Source organism: Neobacillus camarae (assembly GCF_054950115.1).
Window position 1 is genome coordinate 673,880 of record NZ_JBUCKX010000001.1, and the last position, 26,024, is coordinate 699,903.

Annotated in this window: 27 protein-coding genes; 19 read left to right on the top strand and 8 right to left on the bottom strand. The window is 41.3% G+C overall.

Translation table 11 applies throughout. The features are described from left to right. Positions 1-11: 11 nt before the first annotated feature. The 3 genes from ACY8D0_RS03260 to ACY8D0_RS03270 all read left to right on the top strand — a co-directional run bounded on the left by ACY8D0_RS03260 (position 12) and on the right by ACY8D0_RS03270 (position 3,665). A complete protein-coding gene (locus ACY8D0_RS03260) occupies positions 12-1,592 on the top strand; it encodes a peptide chain release factor 3 (protein ID WP_462409054.1) in 1,581 nt (526 codons plus the stop codon). A 304-nt stretch (positions 1,593-1,896) separates the two neighbouring features. Then, on the top strand, positions 1,897-2,640 hold the full coding sequence (gene sigI, locus ACY8D0_RS03265) for an RNA polymerase sigma factor SigI (protein ID WP_462409055.1): 744 nt from the start codon (positions 1,897-1,899) through the stop codon (positions 2,638-2,640). Continuing rightward, positions 2,637-3,665 carry an anti-sigma factor domain-containing protein gene (locus ACY8D0_RS03270; RefSeq protein ID WP_462409056.1) on the top strand — a complete coding sequence of 343 codons (1,029 nt, stop codon included), beginning with the start codon at positions 2,637-2,639 and terminating at the stop codon, positions 3,663-3,665. Before sigI ends, ACY8D0_RS03270 begins: the two co-directional genes overlap by 4 nt. Positions 3,666-3,704: 39 nt before the next feature. Here the strand turns inward: ACY8D0_RS03270 and ACY8D0_RS03275 are convergent, their stop codons facing one another. Both ACY8D0_RS03275 and ACY8D0_RS03280 read right to left on the bottom strand, forming a co-directional pair. After that, positions 3,705-3,905: an alpha/beta-type small acid-soluble spore protein gene (locus tag ACY8D0_RS03275; RefSeq protein WP_462409057.1), complete on the bottom strand. Its 201-nt coding sequence runs from the start codon at positions 3,903-3,905 to the stop codon at positions 3,705-3,707. Between the two features lie 298 nt (positions 3,906-4,203). Next, positions 4,204-4,557: a DUF3905 domain-containing protein gene (locus ACY8D0_RS03280; protein WP_462409058.1), complete on the bottom strand. Its 354-nt coding sequence runs from the start codon at positions 4,555-4,557 to the stop codon at positions 4,204-4,206. A gap of 129 nt (positions 4,558-4,686) precedes the next feature. On the opposite strand from ACY8D0_RS03280, the gene ACY8D0_RS03285 reads away from it, so the two are divergent. Next, on the top strand, positions 4,687-4,848 hold the full coding sequence (locus ACY8D0_RS03285; RefSeq protein WP_462409059.1) for a hypothetical protein: 162 nt from the start codon (positions 4,687-4,689) through the stop codon (positions 4,846-4,848). Next, entirely contained in the window at positions 4,849-4,986 is a 138-nt protein-coding gene (locus ACY8D0_RS03290) for a hypothetical protein (RefSeq protein ID WP_462409060.1), read from the top strand. It abuts the gene before it with no gap. A gap of 26 nt (positions 4,987-5,012) precedes the next feature. Here ACY8D0_RS03290 and ACY8D0_RS03295 read toward each other — a convergent pair whose 3' ends face one another. Beyond that, entirely contained in the window at positions 5,013-6,770 is a 1,758-nt protein-coding gene (locus tag ACY8D0_RS03295) for a B12-binding domain-containing radical SAM protein (RefSeq protein ID WP_462409061.1), read from the bottom strand. A 343-nt stretch (positions 6,771-7,113) separates the two neighbouring features. Between ACY8D0_RS03295 and ACY8D0_RS03300 the strand changes: the two genes are divergently transcribed. The 9 genes from ACY8D0_RS03300 (at position 7,114) to ACY8D0_RS03340 (ending at position 16,249) form a co-directional block, all read left to right on the top strand. Next, entirely contained in the window at positions 7,114-8,127 is a 1,014-nt protein-coding gene (locus ACY8D0_RS03300) for a 2-oxoacid:acceptor oxidoreductase family protein (protein WP_462409062.1), read from the top strand. Then, on the top strand, positions 8,127-10,421 hold the full coding sequence (locus ACY8D0_RS03305; protein WP_462409063.1) for a thiamine pyrophosphate-dependent enzyme: 2,295 nt from the start codon (positions 8,127-8,129) through the stop codon (positions 10,419-10,421). The genes ACY8D0_RS03300 and ACY8D0_RS03305 overlap by 1 nt, the downstream gene beginning before the upstream one ends. A gap of 256 nt (positions 10,422-10,677) precedes the next feature. Next, on the top strand, positions 10,678-10,815 hold the full coding sequence (locus tag ACY8D0_RS03310) for a PAS domain-containing protein (protein ID WP_462409935.1): 138 nt from the start codon (positions 10,678-10,680) through the stop codon (positions 10,813-10,815). 57 nt (positions 10,816-10,872) lie between these two features. Further along, entirely contained in the window at positions 10,873-11,712 is an 840-nt protein-coding gene (locus ACY8D0_RS03315; RefSeq protein ID WP_462409064.1) for an ATP-binding protein, read from the top strand. Between the two features lie 367 nt (positions 11,713-12,079). After that, entirely contained in the window at positions 12,080-12,340 is a 261-nt protein-coding gene (locus tag ACY8D0_RS03320) for an aspartyl-phosphate phosphatase Spo0E family protein (RefSeq protein ID WP_462409065.1), read from the top strand. Positions 12,341-12,789: 449 nt separating this feature from the next. Continuing rightward, positions 12,790-13,614 carry an electron transfer flavoprotein subunit beta/FixA family protein gene (locus tag ACY8D0_RS03325; RefSeq protein WP_462409936.1) on the top strand — a complete coding sequence of 275 codons (825 nt, stop codon included), beginning with the start codon at positions 12,790-12,792 and terminating at the stop codon, positions 13,612-13,614. A 31-nt stretch (positions 13,615-13,645) separates the two neighbouring features. Next, a complete protein-coding gene (locus tag ACY8D0_RS03330; RefSeq protein ID WP_462409066.1) occupies positions 13,646-14,677 on the top strand; it encodes an electron transfer flavoprotein subunit alpha/FixB family protein in 1,032 nt (343 codons plus the stop codon). Further along, entirely contained in the window at positions 14,670-15,965 is a 1,296-nt protein-coding gene (locus tag ACY8D0_RS03335) for an FAD-dependent oxidoreductase (protein ID WP_462409067.1), read from the top strand. Before ACY8D0_RS03330 ends, ACY8D0_RS03335 begins: the two co-directional genes overlap by 8 nt. Continuing rightward, on the top strand, positions 15,965-16,249 hold the full coding sequence (locus ACY8D0_RS03340) for a ferredoxin family protein (RefSeq protein ID WP_462409068.1): 285 nt from the start codon (positions 15,965-15,967) through the stop codon (positions 16,247-16,249). The genes ACY8D0_RS03335 and ACY8D0_RS03340 overlap by 1 nt, the downstream gene beginning before the upstream one ends. A gap of 119 nt (positions 16,250-16,368) precedes the next feature. Here ACY8D0_RS03340 and ACY8D0_RS03345 read toward each other — a convergent pair whose 3' ends face one another. Both ACY8D0_RS03345 and ACY8D0_RS03350 read right to left on the bottom strand, forming a co-directional pair. After that, positions 16,369-16,713, bottom strand: coding sequence for a hypothetical protein (locus ACY8D0_RS03345; protein ID WP_462409069.1), 345 nt, complete (start codon positions 16,711-16,713; stop codon positions 16,369-16,371). Between the two features lie 128 nt (positions 16,714-16,841). Beyond that, complete coding sequence (locus tag ACY8D0_RS03350) at positions 16,842-18,080, bottom strand: MFS transporter (RefSeq protein WP_462409070.1); 1,239 nt, start codon at positions 18,078-18,080, stop codon at positions 16,842-16,844. A gap of 378 nt (positions 18,081-18,458) precedes the next feature. Between ACY8D0_RS03350 and ACY8D0_RS03355 the strand changes: the two genes are divergently transcribed. Together ACY8D0_RS03355 and ACY8D0_RS03360 are read left to right on the top strand one after the other, a co-directional pair. Continuing rightward, the gene (locus tag ACY8D0_RS03355) at positions 18,459-18,899 is read left to right on the top strand and encodes a MarR family winged helix-turn-helix transcriptional regulator (protein ID WP_462409071.1); all 441 of its coding nucleotides are present in this window, start codon (positions 18,459-18,461) and stop codon (positions 18,897-18,899) included. 97 nt (positions 18,900-18,996) lie between these two features. Continuing rightward, the gene (locus ACY8D0_RS03360) at positions 18,997-20,691 is read left to right on the top strand and encodes a M3 family oligoendopeptidase (protein ID WP_462409072.1); all 1,695 of its coding nucleotides are present in this window, start codon (positions 18,997-18,999) and stop codon (positions 20,689-20,691) included. Positions 20,692-20,958: 267 nt separating this feature from the next. Here the strand turns inward: ACY8D0_RS03360 and ACY8D0_RS03365 are convergent, their stop codons facing one another. Beyond that, positions 20,959-23,115: an ATP-dependent Clp protease ATP-binding subunit gene (locus ACY8D0_RS03365; protein WP_462409073.1), complete on the bottom strand. Its 2,157-nt coding sequence runs from the start codon at positions 23,113-23,115 to the stop codon at positions 20,959-20,961. A 187-nt stretch (positions 23,116-23,302) separates the two neighbouring features. Here ACY8D0_RS03365 and ACY8D0_RS03370 point away from each other — a divergent pair, with 187 nt between their 5' ends. Beyond that, on the top strand, positions 23,303-24,376 hold the full coding sequence (locus tag ACY8D0_RS03370; RefSeq protein ID WP_462409074.1) for a YkvI family membrane protein: 1,074 nt from the start codon (positions 23,303-23,305) through the stop codon (positions 24,374-24,376). Positions 24,377-24,385: 9 nt separating this feature from the next. On the opposite strand, the gene ACY8D0_RS03375 is transcribed toward ACY8D0_RS03370, so the two are convergent. Then, complete coding sequence (locus tag ACY8D0_RS03375) at positions 24,386-24,997, bottom strand: CPBP family intramembrane glutamic endopeptidase (protein WP_462409075.1); 612 nt, start codon at positions 24,995-24,997, stop codon at positions 24,386-24,388. 134 nt (positions 24,998-25,131) lie between these two features. Here ACY8D0_RS03375 and ACY8D0_RS03380 point away from each other — a divergent pair, with 134 nt between their 5' ends. Next, positions 25,132-25,260, top strand: a complete 129-nt coding sequence (locus ACY8D0_RS03380) for a DUF6254 family protein (RefSeq protein ID WP_462409937.1) — start codon at positions 25,132-25,134, stop codon at positions 25,258-25,260. Positions 25,261-25,335: 75 nt separating this feature from the next. Here the strand turns inward: ACY8D0_RS03380 and ACY8D0_RS03385 are convergent, their stop codons facing one another. Continuing rightward, on the bottom strand, positions 25,336-25,530 hold the full coding sequence (locus ACY8D0_RS03385) for a YkvS family protein (RefSeq protein ID WP_462409076.1): 195 nt from the start codon (positions 25,528-25,530) through the stop codon (positions 25,336-25,338). 224 nt (positions 25,531-25,754) lie between these two features. Between ACY8D0_RS03385 and ACY8D0_RS03390 the strand changes: the two genes are divergently transcribed. Beyond that, positions 25,755-25,949, top strand: coding sequence for a hypothetical protein (locus ACY8D0_RS03390; RefSeq protein ID WP_462409077.1), 195 nt, complete (start codon positions 25,755-25,757; stop codon positions 25,947-25,949). The last annotated feature ends 75 nt before the right edge of the window (positions 25,950-26,024 follow it).

Here is a 26,024-nt window from a genome sequence, read left to right on the forward strand (position 1 = left end):
AGGAAGACAAGATGGGTACCGATTTTAAAAAAGAAGTATTATCCCGTCGGACTTTTGCAATTATTTCCCACCCGGATGCAGGGAAAACCACGCTTACAGAAAAGTTATTGTTATTTGGCGGTGCCATTCGGGATGCAGGAACGGTAAAAGCAAAAAAAACAGGGAAATTTGCAACAAGTGACTGGATGGAAATCGAAAAGCAACGGGGAATATCCGTTACGTCCAGTGTGATGCAATTTGATTATCATGGATTCCGTGTCAATATTTTAGATACTCCTGGCCACCAGGATTTCAGTGAAGATACGTACCGTACATTAATGGCCGTTGACAGCGCCGTTATGATTATCGATTCAGCCAAGGGTATTGAGGAACAAACACTCAAGCTCTTCAAAGTGTGCCGCATGAGAGGCATTCCGATTTTCACGTTTATGAACAAGCTTGACCGGCAAGGCAAACCGCCTTTGGAACTCTTGGCTGAATTGGAGGAAGTTCTGGGAATTGAATCTTACCCAATGAATTGGCCAATTGGCATGGGTAAAGAGTTTCTTGGAATATATGATCGTTATTACGATCGAGTGGAACAATTCAGGGTCGAAGAAAATGAACGTTTTATTCCATTAAACGAGGATGGGGAAATTGAGGGGGATCATCCCATAAAATCTTCAGGCCTCTATGACCAAATGATGGAAGAAATTATGCTTCTTAATGAAGCTGGAAACGAATTTTCGGCTGAAAGAGTATCGGCAGGAACTTTGACACCTGTTTTCTTTGGCAGTGCGTTGACCAATTTTGGTGTTCAAACATTCCTGGAAACGTATTTGCAATTTGCTCCGCCACCTAAACCAAGGAACTCATCAAATGGCGAAGTGGATCCTCTTTCCGATCAATTTTCTGGATTTGTATTTAAAATCCAAGCGAATATGAATCCGGCCCATCGGGACAGAATTGCTTTTGTCCGGATTTGTTCAGGGAAATTTGAACGCGGAATGTCAGTCAATCTTCCGCGGTTAGACAAACAATTAAAGCTGTCACAGTCAACCTCATTTATGGCCGAAGAACGGAATACAGTAGAAGAGGCAGTAAGCGGCGATATTATCGGCTTATATGATACCGGTACCTACCAAATTGGAGACACATTGACATCCGGTAAAAGTAACTTTCAATTTGAGAGGCTGCCTCAATTCACCCCTGAGTTATTTGTCCGGGTCTCCGCGAAAAATGTCATGAAACAAAAATCATTTTATAAGGGACTCCACCAGCTCGTCCAGGAAGGGGCTATCCAGCTGTTCAAAACAGTCAAAACGGATGAATATTTATTGGGAGCCGTGGGACAACTTCAGTTTGAAGTGTTTGAACACCGGATGAAAAATGAATACAATGCCGAGGTTTTTATGGAGCGGTTAGGTTCTAAAATGGGCCGATGGGTTGAAAACAACCAAGTCGATGAAAATTTATCCAGCTCACGCAGCTTACTGGTAAGGGACCGTTACGAAAATTATGTGTTTTTATTTGAAAACGACTTTGCGCTCCGGTGGTTCCAAGAAAAAAATCCAGATGTAAAACTTTATAATCCAATGGACCAGCATGATTAATCATAAGATCTATATATTAAAATGGCGGGAATCCCGCCATTTTTTGTTTTATCTAAAACTGGCGATAATTGATTTGATTAGCGTCTTTTAATTGAAAAAAATTTTTTGTACCCCCATAACCTGTATGTAATATTCGTAATTTTTTAATGTGAATATCAAGTACGTATATTCAGCAAAGAAGAGAAAGAAAATGGCTTAATATGTGCATTCAAACAATAGACCCATTTGGTCGTCCTTTGCTTTGCCCTGTAAAGACCAAAACCCTAGCATTATATGTTATAATTGGTCGAATAGAGGTGAGCACATGCTAAGTTTATTGTTTATGACCAAGAAGAAAAAGACATTAGAGGAAACCATTTTCTTGATACAACAGGGCGACCGGTCATTGCTTAATGAATTGATTGATTCCTACAAACCTTTCATTGCAAAAACCGTTTCGTCTGTTTGCAAACGTTATATTCATGAAACGGATGATGAATTTAGCATAGGCCTGATTGCATTTAATGAAGCCATAGAAAAATATTCCCCGGACCGCGGGAAATCGCTGTTAAGTTTTGCCGAGGTCATTATTAAACGGAGAGTAATTGACTATATACGAAAACAGTCAAAAAATCAGCATATTAGTATTGACATTACCAATCCATCTCAAGAAGAGGATTCTCCTGGAAATGCGATTGTGAATGAACTCTCTCTTGATGAATATCAAAAAAAGACCGATGAACAGCTAAGGAGAGAAGAAATTCTCCGATTCCAGTCGACCCTGGCCGGTTTTGATGTAAGCTTCACTGATTTGGTCGAAAATGCCCCAAAACATGCAGATGCCAGAAAAAATGCCATTGAGGCGGCAAAAGTATTAGTTGAGAATCAAGAATTAAGAAATGTACTGCTGGAAAAAAAGCGGCTTCCGATTAAACAATTAGAAAAAATGGTGAATGTTAGCCGAAAAACGATAGAACGGAACCGTAAATATATCATTGCTATCGCCCTCATACTTTCGGGGGATTTTGTCTATATGAAGGAGTATATAAAAGGGGTGCTGGAACCATGAAAAAAGGAATTGTAATGCAAATTGATGGCGCATTTCTAACGCTTTTAACCCCTGAAGGTGAATTTCTGCGGGCAAGGAAACAGAAACAGCCTTATGAAATAGGAGAAGAGATTTTGTTTTTTCCCATTGAAACAAAAACTTATAAACCTTCTTTTGTTTCAAGGTTTAAACTGAATAAACCGATATGGATAATCACCGTTGCCGTATTTATTATTTTTACGGGTTCTGCATTTCCTGTCTACCAAAGTAATAAGGCTTATGCTTACATGTCGATTGATGTGAATCCAAGTATTGAAATTGGGGTCAATAAAAAAATGCAGGTTATTGAAGTCACCGGTTTCAATAAAGAAGGGAAAAAGGTGGTCTCCCGCCTCATGGACTGGAAAAAAAGAGATGTTTCAGTTGTGACAGGGAAAATCATTGATGAGATAAAAGCGGAAGGTTACTTGGAAAATAAGAAAGAGATTGTTATTTCCACTGTGGTTCCCGACCAATCGGAAAAAGATTTAGAGCAGAAGCTAGAGGATAATGTGCAGGAGATTAAATCGTCAGTAGCGGAAGAGCAATTAAAACTGAAGGTTGTTTCGACAACGGAAAAGGAACTTGAAAAAGCCCACGAACTTGGAATGACGGCAGGGAAATACCAGTTGGGTCAAAGTGAGGATCAAAAAAAGCAGAAAAAATCCAAGTCTGATGGGAAGAATCAAAAAACATCAATTTCCACTTCCAACCCTCCAGGCCAGATGAAAAAACAAGCAGAGGCAAACCCACAAGCAAAAGTCCCGCCGGGCCAGATGAAAAAACAAGCAGAAACAAGCCCGCCTCAAGATTCCGGCGCAGATAATAGCCAGCAAAATAACGCGGGGAGTACTGAAGCCCAAACGAGCAATATTCCACCTGGACAACTGAAGAAGATGGAAGAACAGCCAGTTAAACAAAACCCAGGACAATTGAAAAAGCGAGAAAAAGCCGCATCAAGTCAAAATAGTCAGCCCAAAAAGGCTCAAAATAATGGAAAGAAGTAAAAGTCCGGTGGAAACCGGACTTTTTATTATGCCATTTATTTATTGTTGTGAAAATTGGCCGGAAAGATCAGCTTGGGCTTGCTTAACAAGTCTCTTGGTGATTTCGCCGCCTACTGAACCATTTGCACGTGAAACCGTGTCGGACCCAAGCTGTACCCCAAATTCCTGAGCAATTTCATACTTTACTTGTTCCAAATATTGTTCGACACCAGGTACTAATAATTTATTTCTATTCGGCATTTTCTTTCACTCCTTTAATGTTTGGCTCTGTTAGATATGGCTGTTGATTTTTGCTCCAGTTGCTCAAGCGAACCCGCGGGCGTGCCGAGGAGCCTCTTCGGCGCTGGAAGCGCCTGCGAGATCTCCCCAGCCCGTACTCCCGCAGGAGTCGAGCTTTTCCGCTCCAATCAACAGAGTGTTATAAAAATCAACCATATCCTTAAACAGAGCGTATTGTTTAAGAGGTTATCCTCTAGTCTCCATATTATTTTATTTTTCTTCCTGAATCATAAGTGGTAGTTTTCGTAAATGGGTAAGATCAATCACTGCCCTTACTGACATCAATAGTTGGATGCATGAAGGGGTAAGCCTGTGGCTTCTTTTTACTTTCAAGCAGCTCGTGGTTCTCCGCGGTATTCCACCCAATATCATTGGTGGGATGCACCCAATCATCCCCCGACATCATTGCGGGATCGGTATCCTTTGACCAGTTCTCCAAAGGTGAGTTGTCCGATGAGTAGTGACTATCACCGATTACGACCCCATACTTATTGACAAATGGGGCTTTCATTTTTATGCCGGTCCCTTTAAAACTGGGGGCATTTATTTGGTGAGGCATCGTTTCCTCAATGCTAATTTGCGAGGGATTAGAATTGCTGTGTTGTTTTTTCAACCATCATCACCTCTGTTTATATATTCTGCTGAATTTTAGATATTTATATTAGTAAAATCCGCCAGCGAATGATTGACACGATTTTGTTTCACACTATATCTGTATTAAAACTTCAGGGAGGTTTGAAAGATGGCAAAAAGAAAGGCAGAAGTTGATGCGGTAGATAAATACAGCAAAACTCCAAAGAAAAATATCCAAGAAAGTGAGTTTTCAGCGGAATTTACCAATGATGACAATGCCATCAGGTTTCAAAATCGAAATTCGAAATTAGGTAAAAAGGGAAGAGGTTAAATGAAAGGCCGCCGAAAAACACCGCCAAGGATACCAGTGGAGGAATTTAGTGTTGAATACGGTGAAGTCAATGGTATTCCGCTTCGTGAAACAAAAACGGAAATGAGGCAAAATAAAGCCAAATCAAAAAGAGGATGACTCTCGAGTCATCCTCTTTAAAATAATCATATTGCCCGAGACAGGGTAAAAGGAAAAATTTCCGTCCGGTTATTGGCAGGATCAAAGTAAGCCAGTAAACAAGAAGGCTGTTTTACAATATTCCCGGTCGCTAGATACAATTGTAAATCAAAGGGAATTTCCTCAAGCATCGTATGTTTATGCAATTCTTTTTCGTCCAGTTTGAGGGTGGCAAACTCGTCCCCCAATAAAGCGGGATTGTCCAACACTTTGGTGTATAGGCTGGTACGTCCTGTCTTATCAAATGAGGCAGCCCACCAAGGCTTTCTGGGTTTGTATTTATGGCCTATAAAATAATCATACTTCATAAGACCAATGATAACCTCCAAATCAGGAATCTGCTTTTCCTCAAGAAAAGATCTCAGGCGCAGGAATAAATCCTCCAGCTGGTGGCCAATTCTCGACCAGCCCTTCTCATCCCAATATGCCCCGAACTCTTGGAAGAAATCAAAGGGAGACGAAAAACTATTTTGTATAAGGTATTCGATTGCGGTGTCCATGCGGTGGTCATTCCAATATTTTTCCAACACATCTTCCACTTGCTTGATGCTAATGATATCGTCAAACGAAAGCACGTTATTGCTTAGAACCTCATATGGAGAATGATCCATATAAACATATTGATGTTCATGGGCTCTCAGGCGCACCCCAGTGCCGCGGAGCATTTTTAAAAATCCCAGCTGCAGTTCCTCCGGCCGCAATTCAAAAACATCATTAAAGGTTTTGCGGAAGGAGTTGTAATCCTCTTCAGGAAGTCCTGCAATAAGATCAAGATGCTGATCGATTTTCCCTCCATCCTTGACCATCGTTACGGTCCTCGTTAATTTAGCGAAATTTTGCTTCCTCATTACTAATTCATTGGTAAAATCATTGGTTGACTGCACGCCAATTTCAAACCGGAACAGTCCCTTTGGCGCTTCCTGATTAAGGAACTCAATCACCTCTGGGCGCATAATATCAGCCGTAATTTCAAACTGAAACACGGTACCTGGAAGATGTTCGTCAATGAGAAAACGGAACATATCCAAAGCATAGCTTCGGCTGATGTTGAACGTCCGATCGACAAACTTAATCGTTTTTGCGCCATTCGCCATCGAATAGCGGATATCATCCTTAATCTTTTCACGGTCAAAATAACGGACGCCGACTTCAATGGAAGAAAGGCAGAATTGGCAATTAAACGGGCAGCCGCGGCTTGTTTCGATATAAGTGACCCGTTTGCTTAAATGGGACGCATCTTCAGGAAACCGGTAGGGAGACGGGAGCTCCTTCAGGTCCAGCTTATTTCGCTGCGGGGTGAAGACAACTTCGTTATGATCGCGAAAAGCAACCCCGTGGACATTTCGGAGGTTTTCGGCAGGCGAAGATAATTCAGTTAGCAGCTGTTTAAAACTTTGTTCCCCTTCACCTACCACGATAAAGTCGATTTCAGGGTATTTTTCCATCCATTCCATCGTGTCATAAGACACTTCTGGTCCTCCGAGGACAATGGTTATAGAAGGATTGATTTTTTTTAACAGATTAATCACTTTCAGCGTTTCTTCGATATTCCATATATAACAGCTAAATCCAATGACGGATGGCTTATGCTGATACAAGTCCGAAACGATATTCAAAATCGGGTCCTTAATAGTATATTCTTTGATTCTTATGTCAAATTCCGGAGCGGCATAGGCCTTCAAGTATCGAATCGCAAGGTTTGTGTGGATGTACTTTGCGTTTAATGTGGAACAAATCACATTCATGTTTAAAGCCCCTTTTCCATAATAAAACAACGAGTTATTATAGCTTATTTTTAACAAAAAAGATAGGCAAAAGGAGGTCTCCTGTCGGTCTATCCATTAGCACGATCCGAATGACCCATCTGTTTTATAACAAATTAAATGACTGTTATACATCTATTTTCACCGTAAAAATCAAGGCAGATAACCGCTTTTAGCAAAAAAATAAAAGTGTTATAAAAAAATTTTTATGTATGTTTGACTTTTGTCACAGATAATCAAATGGATAACGCCTACAATAGATTTGGATAAGTCAAAAGTTTAAGTCTTTTTCGTGAAAGGTTTATGAAATAGGGGGAGGGACAGTATGTCTATTTTGCCGAAAAAAAATGAATTAGGATTTTTTGAAATCCGTTTGGAATCAATTGGTGGTTTAGGTGCAAACCTGGCAGGGAAAATGCTCGCGGAAGCAGGTGTATTAGGGCTGGGATTAAACGGGGCCAATTTCTCATCCTACGGTTCCGAGAAAAAAGGGACGCCAGTGAAAAGTTTTATCCGTTTCTGTGAACCGGATGTGGAAATCCGCGACCATAGTCCAATCGAGCAGCCGCATATTGTCGGCGTATTTCACGAGGCATTATACAAGACAGTCAATGTTGTCAGCGGCTTGGATGCTGAAGGGATTGTGCTCGTGAACAGTACGAGGGAATTTGATGATGTAAAAAGTGATTTACATATTGAGTATGGTACATTAGCCATTGTGGATGCGCTAGGCATTGCGGTAGAAGAAAATACCAAAGTGAACACGGCCATGCTTGGTGCCTTATTCCGGATATGTGATTTTCTTGACCCGGAAGACATGAAACAGGTTATTACCAGGACATTTGAAAAGAAATACCCGCATCTTGTTGAACCGAACCTGCGGACCTTTGAACGCGGATACAATGAGGTGCAATTTAAATCCTATGAAGTTCCGGATGAGGCGGAAGGCAAAGCCTTTAAGCGCCCGCTCCCAATGTTAGGGTATATGACTCAAGAGCTTGGCGGTGTGATCTCTTCACAGGCCAATAGCGTATTAAAAGATCTAAGCGGTTCTCGACAAGGATTTCTTCCTGAACTGAAATTGGAAAAATGCATCAACTGTGCAGCCTGTGATAATGTTTGTCCAGATTTCTGCTTTGTTTGGGAAGCGGGCGAGGATAAGCGGGGCAGGAAGCAAATGTTTTTAAAGGGAATAGATTATCAATATTGCAAAGGCTGTTTGAAATGCGTCGAAGCATGTCCGACAGATGCACTTGGCGATTTGCGTGAAATAATTGGCTATGCGGATGCCCACCGAGTGAAGCAAAACTTTCCTTATGTAACAGGGGGGACTTTATAATGGCGATTTTAGAGGAGAAATTAACATCACCAGGTGTTGCGGAACAAAGTTCCACGTTTGAATCGGGAAATGAAATGGCAGCCATGGCCGCTGCACAAATTAACTATCATATCATGGGGTATTTTCCTATTACCCCTTCTACAGAGGTTGCCCAATATTTGGACCAGATGAAGTCGCGCGGTGAACATGACATTAAGCTGATACCGGCTGATGGCGAACATGGATCCGCGGGTATTTGCTATGGTGCGGCAGCTACCGGGGCCCGGGTGTTTAATGCAACAAGTGCGAACGGCTTTTTATATATGATTGAACAGCTCCCAGTACAGGCAGGGACACGATTCCCAATGGTACTTAACCTTGTAACAAGGGCAGTTAGCGGACCGCTTGATATAAGAGGAGATCACTCCGATTTGTATTATGGCTTAAACACAGGATGGGTTATCTTAACAGCAAAAACACCACAAGCTGTTTATGATATGAACATCATGGCATTAAAAATTGCTGAGCACTCCAAGGTTCGCCTGCCGGTTATTGTAGCCTATGATGGATTCTGGACATCTCATCAAAAGCGGAGGGTGAAATATTTTGCGGACCGGAAAACGGTTCAGCAATTCGTGGGTGAATGCCCAACAGATTACAATTTTATCAGAGATCCGCAAAAACCAGTGACAATTGGGGCCCATATGAATGGCGAAGATCTTATGAATAATCACTTCCAGCAATCTGAAGCGATATACAATGCCGGTGAAGTATTTAAAGAGGTGGCAGCAGAGTATGCCGTATTGTCTGGAAGAAATTATTCGGTACTCGATTTGTATAGGATGGAAGATGCCGAAGTGGCCTTATTCCTGTTAAATTCCGCAGCAGAATCCGCCAAGGACGTGGTGGATAAACTTCGCAGCCAAGGCATTAAAGCGGGTGTTATCAGCCCGAATATTATTCGTCCATTCCCGGCTAAAGAAATACGGGAAGCATTAAAGAATGTAAAAGCCTTATTGGTAGGGGAACGTGCTGATTCTTATGGTGCCCATGGACCAAACCTAACACATGAAATTAAATCTGCCCTGCAAGACGATAAAGATAATCAGACAATTGTGTTAAGCCGCGTATTTGGCCTTGGGGGCAAAGACTTCTACCAAAGCGATGCAGAAGCGTTTTTCAAAATGGCAATCGATGCGATGGAAAAAGGCTATGCCGAAAAGCCATTTGATTATTTTGGACATGTTCCCGGTTCTCAAGAAAAAGCCCTTAAGCCTGTTATCGCACCGCAGCACGGTGATGCATACAAGTCAGGTTTAATTGAATTGAAAATGAATGAAGAGACCCATAAGCTGCAAGTGAAGATTCCGCCGTTAAGAATGTTAACTGATAAACCAAAGCGGCTTGCTTCAGGTCATGGAGCCTGCCCAGGCTGCGGAATTTTTGCCGGACTTGAACTGTTCTTTAAAGGGATTGAAGGGGATATTGTCACGCTGTTCCAAACAGGCTGTGCCTATGTAACCACAACTGCCTATCCTTACAGCTCTCATAAACAAACCATGATGCATAACTTGTTCCAGAATGGTGCAGCTACATTGTCCGGTACGGTAGAAGCATTTATGGAATTAAAGCGCCGTGGAGAAATCCAAGTATCGGATGATGCAACATTTGTCATGATCACTGGTGACGGAGGCATGGATATCGGTATGGGCTCAGCGATTGGTACAGCCCTTCGAGGCCATAAATTAATCATGCTGGAATACGATAATGAGGGTTATATGAATACCGGTTCCCAGCTATCCTACTCCACACCGCTTGGACATATGACAAGCACCTCTGGGGTTGGCAAAACTCAAAAAGGGAAAACATTCCACCACAAAGATACGGTGCAAATCATGGCGGCCACTAATATTCCTTACGTATTTACCGGTTCTGAAGCATTTCCACAGGATTTGGTGAAAAAGGGGGCAAAAGCACAGTGGTATGCACAGAATGTGGGGCCGGTATACGGAAAGCTTCTGATTACTTGTCCATTAAACTGGAAGTCCGATGACCGTTATGGAACCACAATCCTGGAAGCTGCCGTTAACTCCTGCTTCTTCCCGTTATACGAGGTAGAGCAGGGAGTAACGACCATCACTTTTAACCCTGAAGAAAAAAATAAGCGCGTTCCGGTTATTGAATGGTTTAAATATATGGGTAAGACAAAACACATGCTGAAAGAAGAGAACAAGACGTTACTAGAAGAATTTGAAACAGAAGTAGAGAAAAGATGGCAGCGTCTTAAAGCAAAACATGAAAACCCATATCTATAAACGGGACAATTGAATTGAAAAAATGCAAAGCTGGTGCCAGCTTTGCATTTTTTTATTAATTTAATGCGGTACAAATTAAAAAAATTGGTATTAACATGAAAGGAATTCATTCTTTCCTTATAGAATTATATTTTATATTCAGGCATGATTCTGTAGTGGGCGGGGTGGCATTTTAGTGGAAAGGCAGTTTAATCAGAAAGATGCTGAACCTCTTAATAATTGTGTTGGCACAATTGAGAGTATGAAAGTCGAAACAATGTATAAACACATTTTTAATGTATCCATAGATGGGCTGGTCCTTTGGGATAATCAACATCGGATTATTGACGCAAATCCAGCGGCAGAGCTGTTATGGAATTCGCCCCCGGGAGAAGCTAATCGGGAAGCTATATGAACCCTATTCTGGTCATGAAAATCAGATTGAACAAATGAAGACACATATAAAAAGACAATGGAAAATGGCAGTTGTACGTCTGTTCTGGTTCTTGAAAATCAAACAGGAAGCAGACTGCACTTTGAATATCATTCCCAATATCAAATAGAAGATAATATCAACCTTTCAGTTGTGAAGGATATTACTGAAATTGCACAGATCCAGGAAAAGCTTCAAAAATCCGATACACTGAGTGTTATTGGCGAACTCGCAGCTGGAATCGCACATGAAATAAGAAATCCCATGACCTCATTAAAAGGGTTCATTCAACTTCTAGAAGGAAGTATCAAACAGGAACATTCCCTATATTATGAGGTCATTACCATGGAACTGCAACGAATAGATATCATTATTAATGAGTTTCTTCTTTTGGCTAAACCACAGGCCACTAAGTTTCAGTTAAAAGATGTTAAACAAATCATGCGTGAAACCATTGATTTGTTAAATGCTCAGGCTGTCCTTCACAATATTCAATTTATTACGGAATATGGTGAGCAGCTCCCGCTTCTTTATTGTGAACCAAATCAATTAAAAAAGGTGTTTATTAACTTAATAAAAAATGCCATCGAGGTCATGCCGGCTGGCGGAAAAATTTCTGTGACAGTCAACCAGGGTAAGGGCAGCCAGATTCACATTTCAATTCAAGATGAAGGCAAAGGGATTCCGAAGGAACAACTAAAGCGGCTGGGGGAGCCGTTCTATACCACTAATGAAAGCGGTACGGGGCTGGGTTTAATGGTTAGTTATAAAATTATTGAGGAACATAAAGGAACCATCTGGGCAGAAAGTGAGGAAGGAAAAGGGACCATCTTCCATATCACCCTTCCGCTTGATGTTAAAAAGGAAGCCAATTTTTAAAGAGGATGACTTTGGGTAAGGTCATCCTCTTTTTGTTATCCTACTGTAAACGACACATAGTAATTTTGTCCCAAAAATATCCTGGGAAAATATCATAAAAATCAAGCTTCATCTGAGCCCCATATATGTTCCCTTTTGAGTTTGGGTTAGATGTATCCGCTTTCATTTGTTTATTCCACTGAAGAATAGGCAGTTTGTCGTAAAAAGCTGAAAGCGATAAAATAATTTGTCGAAAATCGAGAGAATTAGAATGTTTTGTCTACTTTTGCGAAAGTATTTACATTCATATAAATTCTTGTCATAATTCTTCAAGTAGTCTATTAATTTAATGGTTTACAGTAAAAGGGTAAAAGGCAGGAGGATAAAATTGTACGAGTATAGCAATGACAGCAGTCATCAATGTAATCAAATTGACATGATTGAAGAGATTAAAGCAAAAAGAGAAATTATGATAAACTGTGCCAATACCTTAGGATATACAAGTGAGGAAACAGTTAAATACAGTCAAGAGTTGGATGAGTTAATCAATAGGTATCATAAGATGATGGGACAAGCCCCAAGGACAAATGATGAAGTGAAGATTGCTTTTAAACAGATGATCATGATTTGGCCAAAAGTTCTGGTATGATGGACAATAGGCGAGGCCTTCGGTATAATGGAAATAAAAGGTAGAGAAACGGAAGGCCTTTAACTTTAATATTGGCAATAGGAATATTTAATTCCCCGAATGGAACAATTCCACAGAATGTTCTTGAGAACATAAAGCAATTAAAAACGACTCTAATTCAAGTATATTATTCATTTATAGTATATTTAGCAGCTATTTCATAGTAAAATGGCGCAACAGGGTCCCACATAATAGTAGATTCCTTTCTTATAAGTTTTTCACTCCCTCATAGAAATGTACTTATGATGCTTACTCCACATATTTTTTTATTTCAGACAAAAGAAAAGAAAACACATGGTTGGGGAATATGCTTCTATTACGATACATATATCGTTAATAAAAGCATTTTTTATAAATTTAAAAAGCAAGCGTTTTCAATGCAGAATTGAAGATGGAGGAGGGAAATGAAGATGCACATTGTTGTATGTGTCAAACAAGTACCCGACACCAAGATTATTAAAATTAATCCGAAAACGAACACGCTAGACCGCCGAAGCGCCCCGGCCATTTTAAATCCTTATGATGCCCATGCCGTCCAGGAAGCCGTAAAAATCAGGGAGAAAACAGGAGGGACAATTTCGGTCCTGTCGATGGGACCTCCACAAGCAACAGCTGTTATTAAAAAGAGCATAGAAATCGGGGCAGACAGGGGATATTTAATTACTGACCGTGCTTTTGCAGGGGCAGATACCTTGGCAACTAGTTATGCATTATCCAAAGCCTTAGAACGGATCGGCAAGGATCTCCCTGTAGATATGGTTATTTGTGGAAAGCATGCCATCGATGGAGATACCGGACAGGTAGGGCCGGGGATTGCCAGGAGGCTTGATATCCCTCCTATAACCAGTGTGATTGAGGTTGCCGAAATCAACCAACAGGAAAATACAGTATTAATAAAACGGAAATTGTCAAACGGTTATGAGCTAATCCAAACAGAACTGCCCTGCTTAATGACAGTTGAAAAAGAGATCAATGAAATCGATTATTCCCCAATGCCTAATATGATAAAAGCAGCCCGCTATGAACCTATTATTTGGGCCGTGAGCGACCTCGAAAATGTTGACCGCGCACAGCTCGGGCTAAAAGGTTCCCCGACCATCGTTGGGAAAATGTTTACACCTCCAAGACCTGAAGGCGGAAAAAGAATTGATGGAACCGCCGATGAGCAAGTGAAGCAGTTGATGGATATTTTGCTGGAGAGCAAGGACCTATTCACCTTACAGTCTTCTAATTAACATTGAAAAATCTTTGTTTGGAGGGGTATGCATGAATTTGGATGACTATCGCGGAGTGTGGGTTTTCATTGAACAAAACAATCAAAAAATTGAAGGCGTTTCACTTGAGCTGCTTGGCGCCGGCAGGAAGCTGGCTGATAAGTTAAAGGTGCCGCTATCTGGATTTTTATTAGGCAGCGGGATTAAACCGTTAGCGAATGAGGTAATCGCTTACGGGGCAGATGAGGTTTATGTAATTGATCACCCTGTGTTAAAACATTACAGGACCGAATCGTATATGAAAGGCGTCATGCTGCTGGCTCAAAAATATATGCCCGAAATTATTCTTTACGGGGCAACACCTAATGGAAAGGACTTGGCAAGTGCCGTTGCAACAGATTTGGTCACTGGACTGACAGCTGACACAACCATGCTTGACGTCGACTTGGACAGCAGACTTTTGGAAGCAAGCAGACCTGCATTCGGTGGAAATATTATGGCAACAATTCTTTGTAAAAAGCACCGCCCCCAGATGGCTACAGTCCGGCCAAAAGTCATGAAGGCTCTGGAGACTGATTCCAGCAGAATCGGAAAAATAGTGGAGGAAAAAATTACACTCAACGAGGAAGCTATGCGTACAAAAGTGCTTCAAATTGTGAATGATGTAACAAAAAAAACAAACCTGGCCGATGCGCATGTCATTGTTTGCGGGGGAAAGGGGATGGGGGATATCCAAAATTTCCAGCTCATCCATGAGTTTGCCGAAACAATTGGTGCCAGTGTCGGCGGAACAAGGGATGTGGTGGAAGCAGGCTGGCTGCCGCACGAGCAGCAGGTTGGACAGACGGGAGAAACCGTGACGCCTAAAATTTATTTTGCCATCGGCATTTCTGGTGCGATTCAGCATGTTGTCGGAATGAAGAATTCAGATTTAATCATCGCCATCAACAAAGACCCTAATGCGCCGATTTTTGATGTGGCAACCTATGGAATTGTTGGGGATGCATTAGAAATTGTGCCAAAATTGATAGAACAATTTAAGCGGCTTAAAAATGAAAAAGGCGGTGAAATAAGCTATGCCTGAAAAATTTGATGTGATTGTGGTCGGAGCAGGTCCGGCGGGTACAGCATGTGCTTTGACATGTGCGAGAAGCGGCCTAAATGTGTTGCTGATTGAAAGAGGAGAATACCCAGGGGCTAAAAACGTCATGGGCGGGGTGCTGTACCGAAAGCAAATGGAAGATTTGATTCCGGAATTTTGGAAGGAAGCACCGCTGGAACGGCCTGTTATTGAGCAAAGGTTTTGGATAATGGATAAAGAATCTGTAGCTTCCTTTGGCTATAAAGGGCTTGAATGGGGGGTGGAGCCATATAACAATTTCACAGTATTAAGAGCTAAATTTGACCAATGGTTTGCCAGCAAGGCAGTAGAGGCCGGGGCCTTATTAATTAATGAGACCGTTGTAACAGAATGTTTAGTGGAGAACGGTAAGGTGGTGGGTGTTCGCACGGATCGTCCGAATGGGGAAGTTCTTGCCGATGTGGTGGTATTGGCTGACGGGGTAAACTCACTGTTATCTAAGCAGCTCGGCTTCCATAAAGAATTTCGCCCCGATGAAGTGGCCTTAACCGTGATGGAAGTCATCAACCTTCCTAAGGATAAGATCAATGAGCGGTTTAACTTGGAAGACAATCAGGGATGCACCATTGAAATTTTCGGGGATTCAACGAAGGGTAACTTGGGTACAGCCTTTCTCTATACGAACAAAGACAGCTTGAATATTGGAGTGGGCACAACCCTGTCCAGTATGATCAAAGCTAAGTTAAAGCCTTATGAACTCCTGGATTACTTGAAAAATCATCCAATGGTAAAGCCATTGCTTGCAGGTGGGGAATCGGCAGAGTACTTGGCCCATCTTATTCCTGAAGGAGGGTACCATTCGGTTCCAAAGGTAGCTGGAAACGGCGTGGTCATCGTCGGAGATGCAGCCCAACTAGTCAATGCGATTCATCGGGAAGGATCAAATATGGCGATGCATTCGGGATTGCTTGCAGCAGAGACAATCGTTGAAGCAAAGAGCCGAGGGGATTTTAGTGAGTCGACACTGAACCTTTACCGGGAAAAGCTTTTCGATAGTTTCATTATCAAGGACTTGGAGAAATACAAAGATGCCACGCATACATTTGAAAACTATCCGCAGTATTTTAAAGAATATCTACCGTTGATGAATCAGGCCATGAGCAAATTCTTTACAGTGGATGGCACGCCGAAACGGGAAAAGCAAAAGCAAATCATTAAAAGTGTGACAGCTGAAAAAGGAAGGCTGAGGGTGTTGCAGGATATTTATCGAGCTTGGAAGGCGGTGAAATAATGTCCACGAAGAATATCGAGGAAAAGCAATATCTAATTAGGTTTAAGTGTGATACCAAGTCCCATTTAACAGTGCTTGACCATGATATCTGCATGACAAAATGCCCCGATAAAATTTGCACAGTGTTTTGCCCGGCTGAGGTTTACAAATGGGAAGGAACGCGGATGCAGGTCGGCTATGAGGGCTGTCACGAATGCGGCAGCTGCCGGATTGGCTGCCCGTATCAAAATATTAAATGGGAATATCCAAAAGGCGGGCATGGAATCGTGTTCCGCTTGGCATAAAATGTATCACCAAAAAGTGCTGTTTGCCAATTGCAAGCGGCATTTTTTATTTTTACTAAATGTAGTTTATTTCACAAGGGTGGGAAAAAAAGGTGAAGCAAAATGGGGGTTTTGAGAATTTAGGATATTTTTTCTAATTTAGTGGAGGAGGTGAGGTTATCGTTTTTACCTGCAGAGACAAAAGAAGAGGCAAGGTTAAAAGCAAAATCCATGCATTCTGTAGCGGCTGAAGTATAGTACGGTTTTTTCCAGTTGAAATCTCCTTCATGATCAGCCGGGTAAATCGTTGCTTTCCAATGAAAGTAAATTTTAGGCCCAGGGAGTTGAACCCCTTCCACTGCAATCAGCCAATGGGTCCAATTTTTGCCATGAAAGGTGTCAGACTCTTTAAGCGCGATTAAATCATTTTTTTTCATCGGTACCAGAGCGATTTGATAAAAGTCATGATAATTTGGGGTTTTCAATCAATGGATACCTCCCTTTTAATGGTTGTATCTATATTATATGAAATAATAAAACGTTTTTGTGTATCAAATGTGTAAATTTTTAGAAAATTTTATTGGGAAATAAAGTCGGGCATTGCTGTCCGCCATTATTTCCCTTGGCTGATTTCTGGTGATTTTTGGTCAGAAGGAAGGAAAAACGCGGTTAAACCCAATATCGGTAAAACACCTAGCCAGGTGATCATCAATTTTAATCCTATCAAGTCCGCTATATACCCCAAACCGACTGAGCCGATCGCCCCCATCCCAAATGCGAGTCCTACTGTCAAGCCAGACATCATGCCTATTTTACCAGGCACCAATTCTTGGGCATAGACTACTGTAACGGAAAAACTGGTCATTAAAATAAAACCGGTTAACATCAGTAAAATAAGCGCTTGGAAAGGTGAAGCATGTGGAATCATCAACGAGAGGGGCAGAGTTCCCAACATGGAGCAGGAAATGATTTTTTTCCTGCCAAACCGGTCGGCAAGCGGGCCGCCAAAGAACGTTCCCAATGCTCCGGCCACTAAAAAGGCAAATAAGAAAAATTGCGCATGTTTAATGGAAAAATCATATTTCTCCATTCCATAAAAAGAGTAAAAATTGGTCATTCCAGAAATATACCACGAACGGGCGAAGATGAATAATAAAATCAAAACCAATGCTTTCTTTACGCTTTTGGGAATTCCCTCTTCAACCATTAATTTCGCTTTACTCTTCTTTTTTGGCCGGTCAGAGTCAATTAAACTATGATGATACCAATTAGCAATGTAAATTAATAACAGGACTGCTGCTGCCGCTATAATGGTAAACCAAGAGGCGCCCCTTTGACCCAGTGGGACCAAAATTAATGCGGTGATTAATGGAGCAAACGCCTGCCCCGTATTGCCGCCCACTTGGTAGATTGATTGGGCAAGGCCCCTGTGGGCACCGGCTGCCATGTAGGCAACTCTCGAACCCTCGGGATGGAAAACAGCAGATCCTAGACCGATGAAAAGGACAGATATGACTACCATCATAAAATTAGGGGCAAATGCAAGTCCCAGGATTCCTGCCAAACTAAAGGCCAAACCGGTAGGTAATGCAAACGGCATAGGTTTTTTATCCGTATAGTTTCCCACAACGGGCTGCATGACTGAAGAAACCATATTTAAGGCAAAAGCGATAACACCGAGCTGGGTATAAGATAATCCCATGGACTTCTCAAGAATCGGGAACATTGCCGGTACAACGGATTGTAGTGCATCATTAAGTAAATGGCATAGTCCAAGTATAATGAGAATTTTGTATTGTATAGAATGCTTAGGCAATGCAGGATTAGTTGGCAATGCGGCTTGTCGGCTCATTGAATTTCCCCTTTTCTAAAAATTCTTACTATTTTTATATTACTACTGACAGCCATAATAAGAAATAGTCATTTTTTCGGTTGGATTTTGTTAAACGATATTATTGATTTTTTTAACCTGTTGATTAGAGCGGATAAGCTCGACACCTGGGGGAGTAGGGGCCGAGGAGGCTCCTCGGCATGCCCCATGGTTCGCTGAGCAGATGGAGCGGATATCAAATGCCCTATTTAAAAAAGCCCTTCACTTAAAGGTTAGAAGGGTCGATGAAAAGCCGGAGGCAAATTGACAGAGCTTGATAATTTTTTTATAATAATTTTGAAATCGAGATATTTAAAGGATGTTAATCCGATTGACAAAACCTTAAAAGGTGGGTTTAAAATGGAAAATGATTCAACTGCTACCTCTTTAAAGCTGTTTATTGTTTTATCAAGAGCTTATAAAGCCATAAATGAGCATGTTAATAAAGTTATCCAAGCGAATGGGTTAAATCCTACGGAGTTTGCTGTTTTAGAGTTACTATATCATAAGGGAGACCAGCCCCTTCAGCAAATTGGCGGTAAAATTCTGCTTGCAAGCGGCAGTATTACGTATGTGGTCGATAAACTGGAACAAAAGGGATTATTACAAAGAATCGCCTGTCCAAATGACCGCAGGGTTACCTATGCATCGATAACCGATGACGGAAGGACTTTGATTCAGGAAATTTTTCCCGAACATGCCGGGCAAATTAATAAGTTAATGTCCAGTCTTACCGATTCGGAAAAATTAACCGCTATTGATTTATTGAAAAAATTAGGAATACCAGCAGGTAAATTTTAAAAACGGCCGCGTCGGCCGTTTTTTATTTGTAAAATGGCAAGGGCATTAGTATATAATGGTATAGATTAACAGTATACATCAAGGGGGATAATTGGAAATGAGATTTGAGAACTATACATATGTCCGTCCCGACTTAGCTGAGGTGACTTCCAGGTTTGAAACGGCATTAAAGCGCTTTTATGATGCCGATTCCGTTGACGGGCAATGCCTTGCCATGGATGAAATCAATCAAATTAGAAATGACCTTGGGACGATGTTTAATTTATGCAATATCCGTCATACCATTGATACCAATGATGAATTTTATAAAGCCGAGCAGGATTATATGGATGAGCTTGAGCCTGAAATTGAAGGGTTGGTAACCAAGTATTATCAAGCGCTTATGGAGTCTAAATTTAGAACGGAGCTGGAAACCAAGTTTGGCAGACAGCTGTTTGCGCTGGCCGAGAGCCAATTAAAAACATTTAAGCCGGAAATCGTGCCGCTGCTCCAAAAAGAAAATCGGTTAGTGACCGAATACACGAAATTAGTAGCTTCGGCTAAAATCCAGTTTGAAGGCGAAGAGAGGACACTTGCTCAGGTTGATCCATACATTGAGTCGACAGACAGGGAAATGCGGAAACGAGCAAGTGAAGCAAAATTTGGTTTCTTTGCCGAGCATGGTGAAGAACTCGACCGTATCTATGATGATCTGGTTAAAGTGCGGACAGAGATTTCCCAAAAATTAGGCTATAAGAATTTTGTGGAGCTTGGTTACCACAGAATGATGAGAACCGATTACGACGCCGAAATGGTGGCGGGTTTCCGTCAACAGGTTAAGGACTATATCGTTCCGATCGCCACCAAGCTGAAAGAGCGCCAGCGGGAGCGTCTCGGTTTGGACTATTTAAACTATTACGATGAAAATATCATCTATCAAACGGGAAATGCGGTGCCTAAAGGAAGCCCGGAATGGATTATCGATAATGGCCAAAACATGTATGAGGATCTGTCAAAGGAAACCGGTGAGTTTTTCCGCTTTATGCGCGAAAATAACTTGATGGACCTGGTTGCAAAAAAAGGCAAAGCCAGCGGCGGATATTGCACCTACATTGAGAATTATAAAGCACCGTTTATTTTTTCAAATTTTAACGGCACTTCAGGGGATATTGGCGTGCTGACACATGAGGCCGGGCATGCTTTCCAGGTATATTCGAGCCGCCATTTTGAAATACCGGAATATAACTGGCCAACTTATGAAGCCTGTGAAATCCATTCCATGAGCATGGAGTTCTTTACTTGGCCATGGATGGACCTGTTCTTTAAGGAAGATACCGATAAATATAAATTTTCCCATTTAAGCGATGCCTTGTTATTCCTCCCATATGGGGTATCAGTTGATGAGTTCCAGCATTGGGTATACGAACATCCCGAGGCTGCACCGGAGGAGAGGAAACTGAAGTGGCGTGATATTGAGAAGAAATACTTGCCGCATAAAGATTACGATGGCAATGAGTACTTAGAAGGCGGCGGGTTCTGGCAGCGTCAAGGCCATATTTATAATTCACCGTTTTATTACATCGACTATACCCTTGCCCAAATCTGTGCTTTCCAATTCTGGAAGCGGTCGAGAGAAAACATGGAAGAGGCATGGTCAGATTATCTTAAGCTTTGCCAATTGGGAGGCAGCATGTCATTTACGAAGCTTGTCGAGGCCGCCAATTTAATTTCCCCTTTTGAAAATGGCTGTGTGGAATCAGTGGTTGGTGAAATTGAAAACTGGCTGAATTCGGTGGACGATAAAAGACTGTAGCAAAATAAAAGGCTGTTTTTGTAGAGATTGTTGTTTTCCTTCTTACGTTTATCAAATGGGATTCTGTAATAGGTATAAGCTACTGTTCTGGAGAGTTTTCTGAGAGAACGGTCGTTAATAAATTGCTATTAACGACCGTATTGGTGATTTTTTGGCGTGTACAGTCGTTAATCGATATTACATCTTCCAGCTGTCTATTAATGTAAAAAAGCAACAATCCTTTGGAAAAGAGCTAAATAAAAAAAGCGAAGCCTGGCTTCGCTTTTTTTATTGAACTGATACGGCGTCTGCAGTTACTTTTAACTCGCCGTTTTCTAGTATGGCTGCTAGTTTATTCACTTCTGGCTGTTCCAGGATAAAGTCAGCAATTTTATCCTCCAGCTGGTCTTGGATGACACGTCTTAATGGGCGTGCACCAAAGGCAGGGTGGTAACCAAGCTCTGCCAGTTTTTCCTTTACATCGCCTGCAATGGATAATTCTATTTTTTGTTCACTTAAAGTTTCTTGGAGTTCACTGATCATTAAATCTACGATTGATAGGATATGCTCTTTATCAAGGGAGTTAAATTCAATGATGCTGTCGAAGCGATTTAAGAATTCGGGCTTAAAGAAGCTGCCAAGTGAATCGAGAATATTGGCTTCCTCCACCGCTTCGCTTGTTCCAAAGCCCACATGGATTGGTTTAAAACCAGTACCGGCATTACTTGTCATGATGATGACAGTATCCTTAAAACTTACCACTCTGCCTTGGCTGTCCGTTAGGCGGCCATCTTCAAGAATTTGCAGAAACATATGCTGCACATCCGGATGCGCTTTTTCAATTTCATCCAACAGGATAATGCTGTATGGATTTCGGCGCACTTTTTCGGTAAGCTGTCCTGCTTCATCGTGGCCAACATAACCAGGAGGTGAACCAATCAATTTTGAAACGCTGTGTTTTTCCATGTATTCGCTCATGTCGAGGCGAATCATCGAGTCTTTTGTTCCAAATAATTCTTCAGCCAATGTTTTGGTCAATTCCGTTTTACCGACACCGGTTGGCCCGACAAACAAGAATGAACCAATAGGACGATTTTTAGATTTTAAACCGGCACGGCTGCGGCGGATGGCCTTCGCCACTTTATGGACCGCTTTATCCTGGCCGATTACCTTTTTATTGAGAGTTTCTTCAAGGTTTTTCATTTTGGCCTGTTCATCCTGCTGCAGTTTCCCAACAGGGATGCCTGTTTTTTGTTCCACTATCTCTTGGATAAGGGGAACCGTCACAACCGGCCGTTCGGAGCTAAAGTCATTGTTTAAGGCTTTCTCGAGTTTTGCCTCTTCATCCCGAAGTTTTGCGGCTTGCTCATATTTCTCCTGTTTCAGCGCAGCCTCTTTTTCCGAAGCGATTTCTTTGAGGCGTGTCTCAATATGTTCCTTGCTCTTGTAATCAGATGTGAGATTTAATTTAGAACCAGCTTCATCCATTAGATCAATCGCTTTGTCTGGTAAGAAGCGGTCTTGGATATATCGTTGTGATAATTGGACGCAAGCCTTGATAGCTTCATCTGAAAAAGTCACTTCATGGAAATCTTCATACTTTTTCTGCAGTCCTTTTAATATTTCAATAGCAGCACCTTCACTAGGCTCTTGGATATGAACCGGCTGGAAGCGCCGTTCAAGGGCAGCATCCTTTTCAATCTGACGATACTCTTTTAATGTCGTGGCACCGACTACATGCAATTCACCGCGGGCAAGAGCGGGTTTTAGTATATTGCCTGCATCCATTGAGCCCTCGGCGGACCCGGCACCAACTAGTAAATGAATTTCATCGATGAACAAGATAATGTTTTTCCGCTCTTGTAATTCGGTGATTAATTGCTTCATTCTTTCCTCGAATTGACCGCGAATACCAGTATTGGCAACAAGGGAAGCAACGTCTAGCAAATAAACCTGCTTATTTTGCAGTTTTGCCGGTACATCGCCTTCTGCTATTTTTGTGGCCAAGCCTTCTGCAATGGCCGTTTTACCAACCCCTGGTTCACCGATTAAGACAGGATTATTTTTATTCCTTCTATTTAAAATTTCAATGACTTGTTTGATTTCTTTAACACGGCCAATGACAGGATCAATTAAACCTGCTTGCGCCAGTTGTGTTAGGTTACGGCCGAATTGGTCGATAAACCCTCCATGAGAAAAGTTAGGACCGGCTTGTGGCTGAAACTGTCCTGCCACCCCTTGATCCCCACCTTTAGCTATGTTGTGGAATAAGTCTTCGAGTGGGGAACCGGTGAATGGATTGAAATTCATTCCCATTCCAGCGCCTAATGCTTGTTTTTCTTTCCCATAGCAATCATGGCAGAGGATAATCTCTTTTTGTTGGGCATTAACATTCATTCTTAATTGTACATTTGCTTGATTTTGATGACATCGTTGACAAAGCATAATCATAACCTCCTTGTTATTTAGCTTTTACCAATTTGACTTTGACTATCTTTGACCTTATGGTTATAGTATACTCTGACCTATTTTGACTTTCAAGAGGTTTGCCTAAAGAATTTATTTCCAATTAAGAAAAAGCTCGTCATTGTTTGTCCCATGATTCATATATTGATGATAAGGGGGAGATGGTGTGAGAAAGAACTGGAACCAGGCCTTTCAAATTGCAGCAGTTTATGTCGGAACAGTTGTTGGAGCTGGATTCGCCACAGGAAGAGAAATCGTTGAATTCTTTTCGCGGTTTGGTTTCTTCGGCTTCATTAGTATATTGATGAGCGGCTATCTGTTAGTCATGCTTGGTTCGAAGCTGATGCGGACAGCTGCCCATATCGGGGCAAAATCGTATCAAGAGTTTAATAACTATTTATTTGGCAAGTGGGCAGGTTCAGTGATCAATCTATTTATGCTAGTCATGCTCCTTGGAGTAAGTGCGGTAATGCTTTCAGGAGCAGGAGCGGTTTTTGAAGAGCAGCTCGGCCTCTCAAAAAATATTGGTGTTTTTTTGACTATCTTGCTTTCATATATGGTCATGCTTTTGGGCTCGAAGGGGTTATTTGCGGTAAACACGTTTGTGGTGCCATTAATGATTGGTTTTAGTTTGTTCCTTATGGTTTTATCGTTGAAAATGCCGAATTTCATGCATCAGTTTTTGTATATTCCCCATGCGGAGGATGGCTGGAAGACGGTGATATCCCCGTTTTCATATGCTGCCTTAAATTTAGGCTTGGCGCAGGCTGTTTTGGTGCCAATTGCAACTGAGGTAAAGGATGATTGGACCATTAAATGGGGAGGTATTTTGGGAGGGCTGGCATTAACCCTCATCTTAATTGGGAGCCACGTTACATTAATCATGCTGCCAAATGTGGAATTATACCAAATACCGATGGCCATTATTATGAAAAATCATGCCCCGTATTTGTACGGCATTTTTATCCTAATTATTTACGGAGAGATTTTTACTTCTGTCATTGGAAACGTATTTGGACTCGACAGGCAATTGCAACAATATAAGCAGGTACCCGCCTTGGTTTCAGTCACTGCCATTTTTACGGTGTCTTACCTTATTAGTCTAGTAAACTATGGCACGTTATTGTCCTATCTCTATCCCTTATTTGGTTACATATGCATGACCTTCTTTATTTTGCTCTGGATGAAGCCATTTCCACCAACAGGAGATACAATTAAAAAACAGCTGCCTAAAATTTAGGCAGCTGTTTTAATTTAAAGGCAAAATAATAAAAATCATGATGTCAAAAACAATATGGGAGACAATGGAAAGCGGCATGCTGCTTTTCCAATAATATAGAAAACCCCAAGCTAAGCCAGATAGGAATGCAGCAAGCATAAGCAAAATGGAACCGGAGTACAGATGGACGGATGTATACAGCACAGATCCAATGACAATTCCCCAACCAGGGGTGAAAAAATTCATTAGTTTTTTTTGGACAAACCCGCGCCAAAATAGTTCCTCACCGGGTGCCGCTACTAAAATTAAGGCGAAGTACTCCCAAAAAATCGATGGGGCATACGATCGGTACAGGTGCTGAATGTCTCTGGTAATTGGCAAATGGATCATATGCATTACTTTTATGCCTAACCAAAATAGGAAATACAATAGTAACCCTGAAATTAGTCCGTGCAGGAAATATCGGAAAAAGGATAATTGGTCGTCTACCTCTCCTTGATACATGGCATAGGCTATTAAAATAAGTATGGAGCCGGAAAAAATATACCAGAATATCGACTTATCATGAAAAGAAAAATATATGAGTAAGTGGGCAAGGAGAATACCGATGATGAGACGGAAGTCAAGGAACAGGTTTCTCATATAGTCAGCTCCTTTTTAAAAATCAATAAAATACATTTTAGCAAATTATATATAAAAAGAAAATGAATTCATTCTCCATTTTAACCAAATACTTAGATAGTAAAAGCATGGACAAAAAAATATCCATCGAAGGGGTGAAAGCATTGAGTAAGTCGAAGAGTCAGGAAGAAAGAGAGTGGGCAATAAGAAAACAGGATCAGCAGCCTCATGGAAAAGTGCAATCCTTTAAACAACTGGCCAAGGAAACTGAACAAGAAAAATAGTCCTGTACACAACAACAGGCCGGCCCCTGACTTTCAGGGCCGGCCTGTTGTTGTGTTTAGTATTTTATTACACTTTTAGCCGTTAAAAGCGCTTTCTTTAATAACCCGATAATTTTTATGATTGACCACTGTCCGCTGATCCAGTTCCAAATCCCGATAGTTATCCATCAATGTTAAGTCAACAATCACTGAGTTTTCGTTTACTTTTTCTACAATTCCTTGAAGGCCGCCACGGAATTCTATGATGTCCCCTACTTCTGCTCTTTTCATATTGCCTCTCTCCTTTTATATCAATCTTTTAACTGTTAAGTAACAGTTTGCACCATTTTTTTCTATTCGTAAAGGGATATTTTTTTACAATTTCGCTAATTCTTACAGTTATTTTATGATGAAGATGTAAGCCTTACCATTTATTTAGGGATATTTGACTGCTTTTTTTATGGCTTCCCTAACTTTTGTAAGTTACAATAACGAGTAGGAAAGGGGGCATTTATGTGAAGGAAGACCTGGTTAAGGATGTACTGGACAGGCTAATGACAGGGGAACTTTCCGAGTACTATGTTAAAAATGAGGATTTTATGGATTTTCGCAAAGTCTTGGTTAAACGTATGGATTTTAAACATTTTCGGGGGATTGCCCAGAGGAATGGCGATGTCTTATACCAATATATGAAGGAACAAAGGAGTTGACTAGCAGGACCATGGTTGAAAGGTCCTGTTTTTTGTGACTAGAAGTATGTGAATATTCATAAATTTTGTTAAAAT

Coding starts and splice junctions, on each gene's coding strand:
- ACY8D0_RS03360 (WP_462409072.1), top strand. CDS start 18,997: ATGAGATTTGAGAACTATACATATGTCCGTCCCGACTTAGCTGAGGTG.
- ACY8D0_RS03325 (WP_462409936.1), top strand. CDS start 12,790: ATGCACATTGTTGTATGTGTCAAACAAGTACCCGACACCAAGATTATT.
- ACY8D0_RS03260 (WP_462409054.1), top strand. CDS start 12: ATGGGTACCGATTTTAAAAAAGAAGTATTATCCCGTCGGACTTTTGCA.
- ACY8D0_RS03290 (WP_462409060.1), top strand. CDS start 4,849: ATGAAAGGCCGCCGAAAAACACCGCCAAGGATACCAGTGGAGGAATTT.
- ACY8D0_RS03375 (WP_462409075.1), bottom strand. CDS start 24,997: ATGAGAAACCTGTTCCTTGACTTCCGTCTCATCATCGGTATTCTCCTT.
- ACY8D0_RS03300 (WP_462409062.1), top strand. CDS start 7,114: ATGTCTATTTTGCCGAAAAAAAATGAATTAGGATTTTTTGAAATCCGT.
- ACY8D0_RS03340 (WP_462409068.1), top strand. CDS start 15,965: ATGTCCACGAAGAATATCGAGGAAAAGCAATATCTAATTAGGTTTAAG.
- ACY8D0_RS03350 (WP_462409070.1), bottom strand. CDS start 18,080: ATGAGCCGACAAGCCGCATTGCCAACTAATCCTGCATTGCCTAAGCAT.
- ACY8D0_RS03275 (WP_462409057.1), bottom strand. CDS start 3,905: ATGCCGAATAGAAATAAATTATTAGTACCTGGTGTCGAACAATATTTG.
- ACY8D0_RS03270 (WP_462409056.1), top strand. CDS start 2,637: ATGAAAAAAGGAATTGTAATGCAAATTGATGGCGCATTTCTAACGCTT.
- ACY8D0_RS03385 (WP_462409076.1), bottom strand. CDS start 25,530: ATGAAAAGAGCAGAAGTAGGGGACATCATAGAATTCCGTGGCGGCCTT.
- ACY8D0_RS03315 (WP_462409064.1), top strand. CDS start 10,873: ATGGAAAATGGCAGTTGTACGTCTGTTCTGGTTCTTGAAAATCAAACA.
- sigI (WP_462409055.1), top strand. CDS start 1,897: ATGCTAAGTTTATTGTTTATGACCAAGAAGAAAAAGACATTAGAGGAA.
- ACY8D0_RS03355 (WP_462409071.1), top strand. CDS start 18,459: ATGGAAAATGATTCAACTGCTACCTCTTTAAAGCTGTTTATTGTTTTA.
- ACY8D0_RS03285 (WP_462409059.1), top strand. CDS start 4,687: ATGGCAAAAAGAAAGGCAGAAGTTGATGCGGTAGATAAATACAGCAAA.
- ACY8D0_RS03330 (WP_462409066.1), top strand. CDS start 13,646: ATGAATTTGGATGACTATCGCGGAGTGTGGGTTTTCATTGAACAAAAC.
- ACY8D0_RS03305 (WP_462409063.1), top strand. CDS start 8,127: ATGGCGATTTTAGAGGAGAAATTAACATCACCAGGTGTTGCGGAACAA.
- ACY8D0_RS03335 (WP_462409067.1), top strand. CDS start 14,670: ATGCCTGAAAAATTTGATGTGATTGTGGTCGGAGCAGGTCCGGCGGGT.
- ACY8D0_RS03310 (WP_462409935.1), top strand. CDS start 10,678: ATGTATAAACACATTTTTAATGTATCCATAGATGGGCTGGTCCTTTGG.
- ACY8D0_RS03295 (WP_462409061.1), bottom strand. CDS start 6,770: ATGAATGTGATTTGTTCCACATTAAACGCAAAGTACATCCACACAAAC.
- ACY8D0_RS03365 (WP_462409073.1), bottom strand. CDS start 23,115: ATGCTTTGTCAACGATGTCATCAAAATCAAGCAAATGTACAATTAAGA.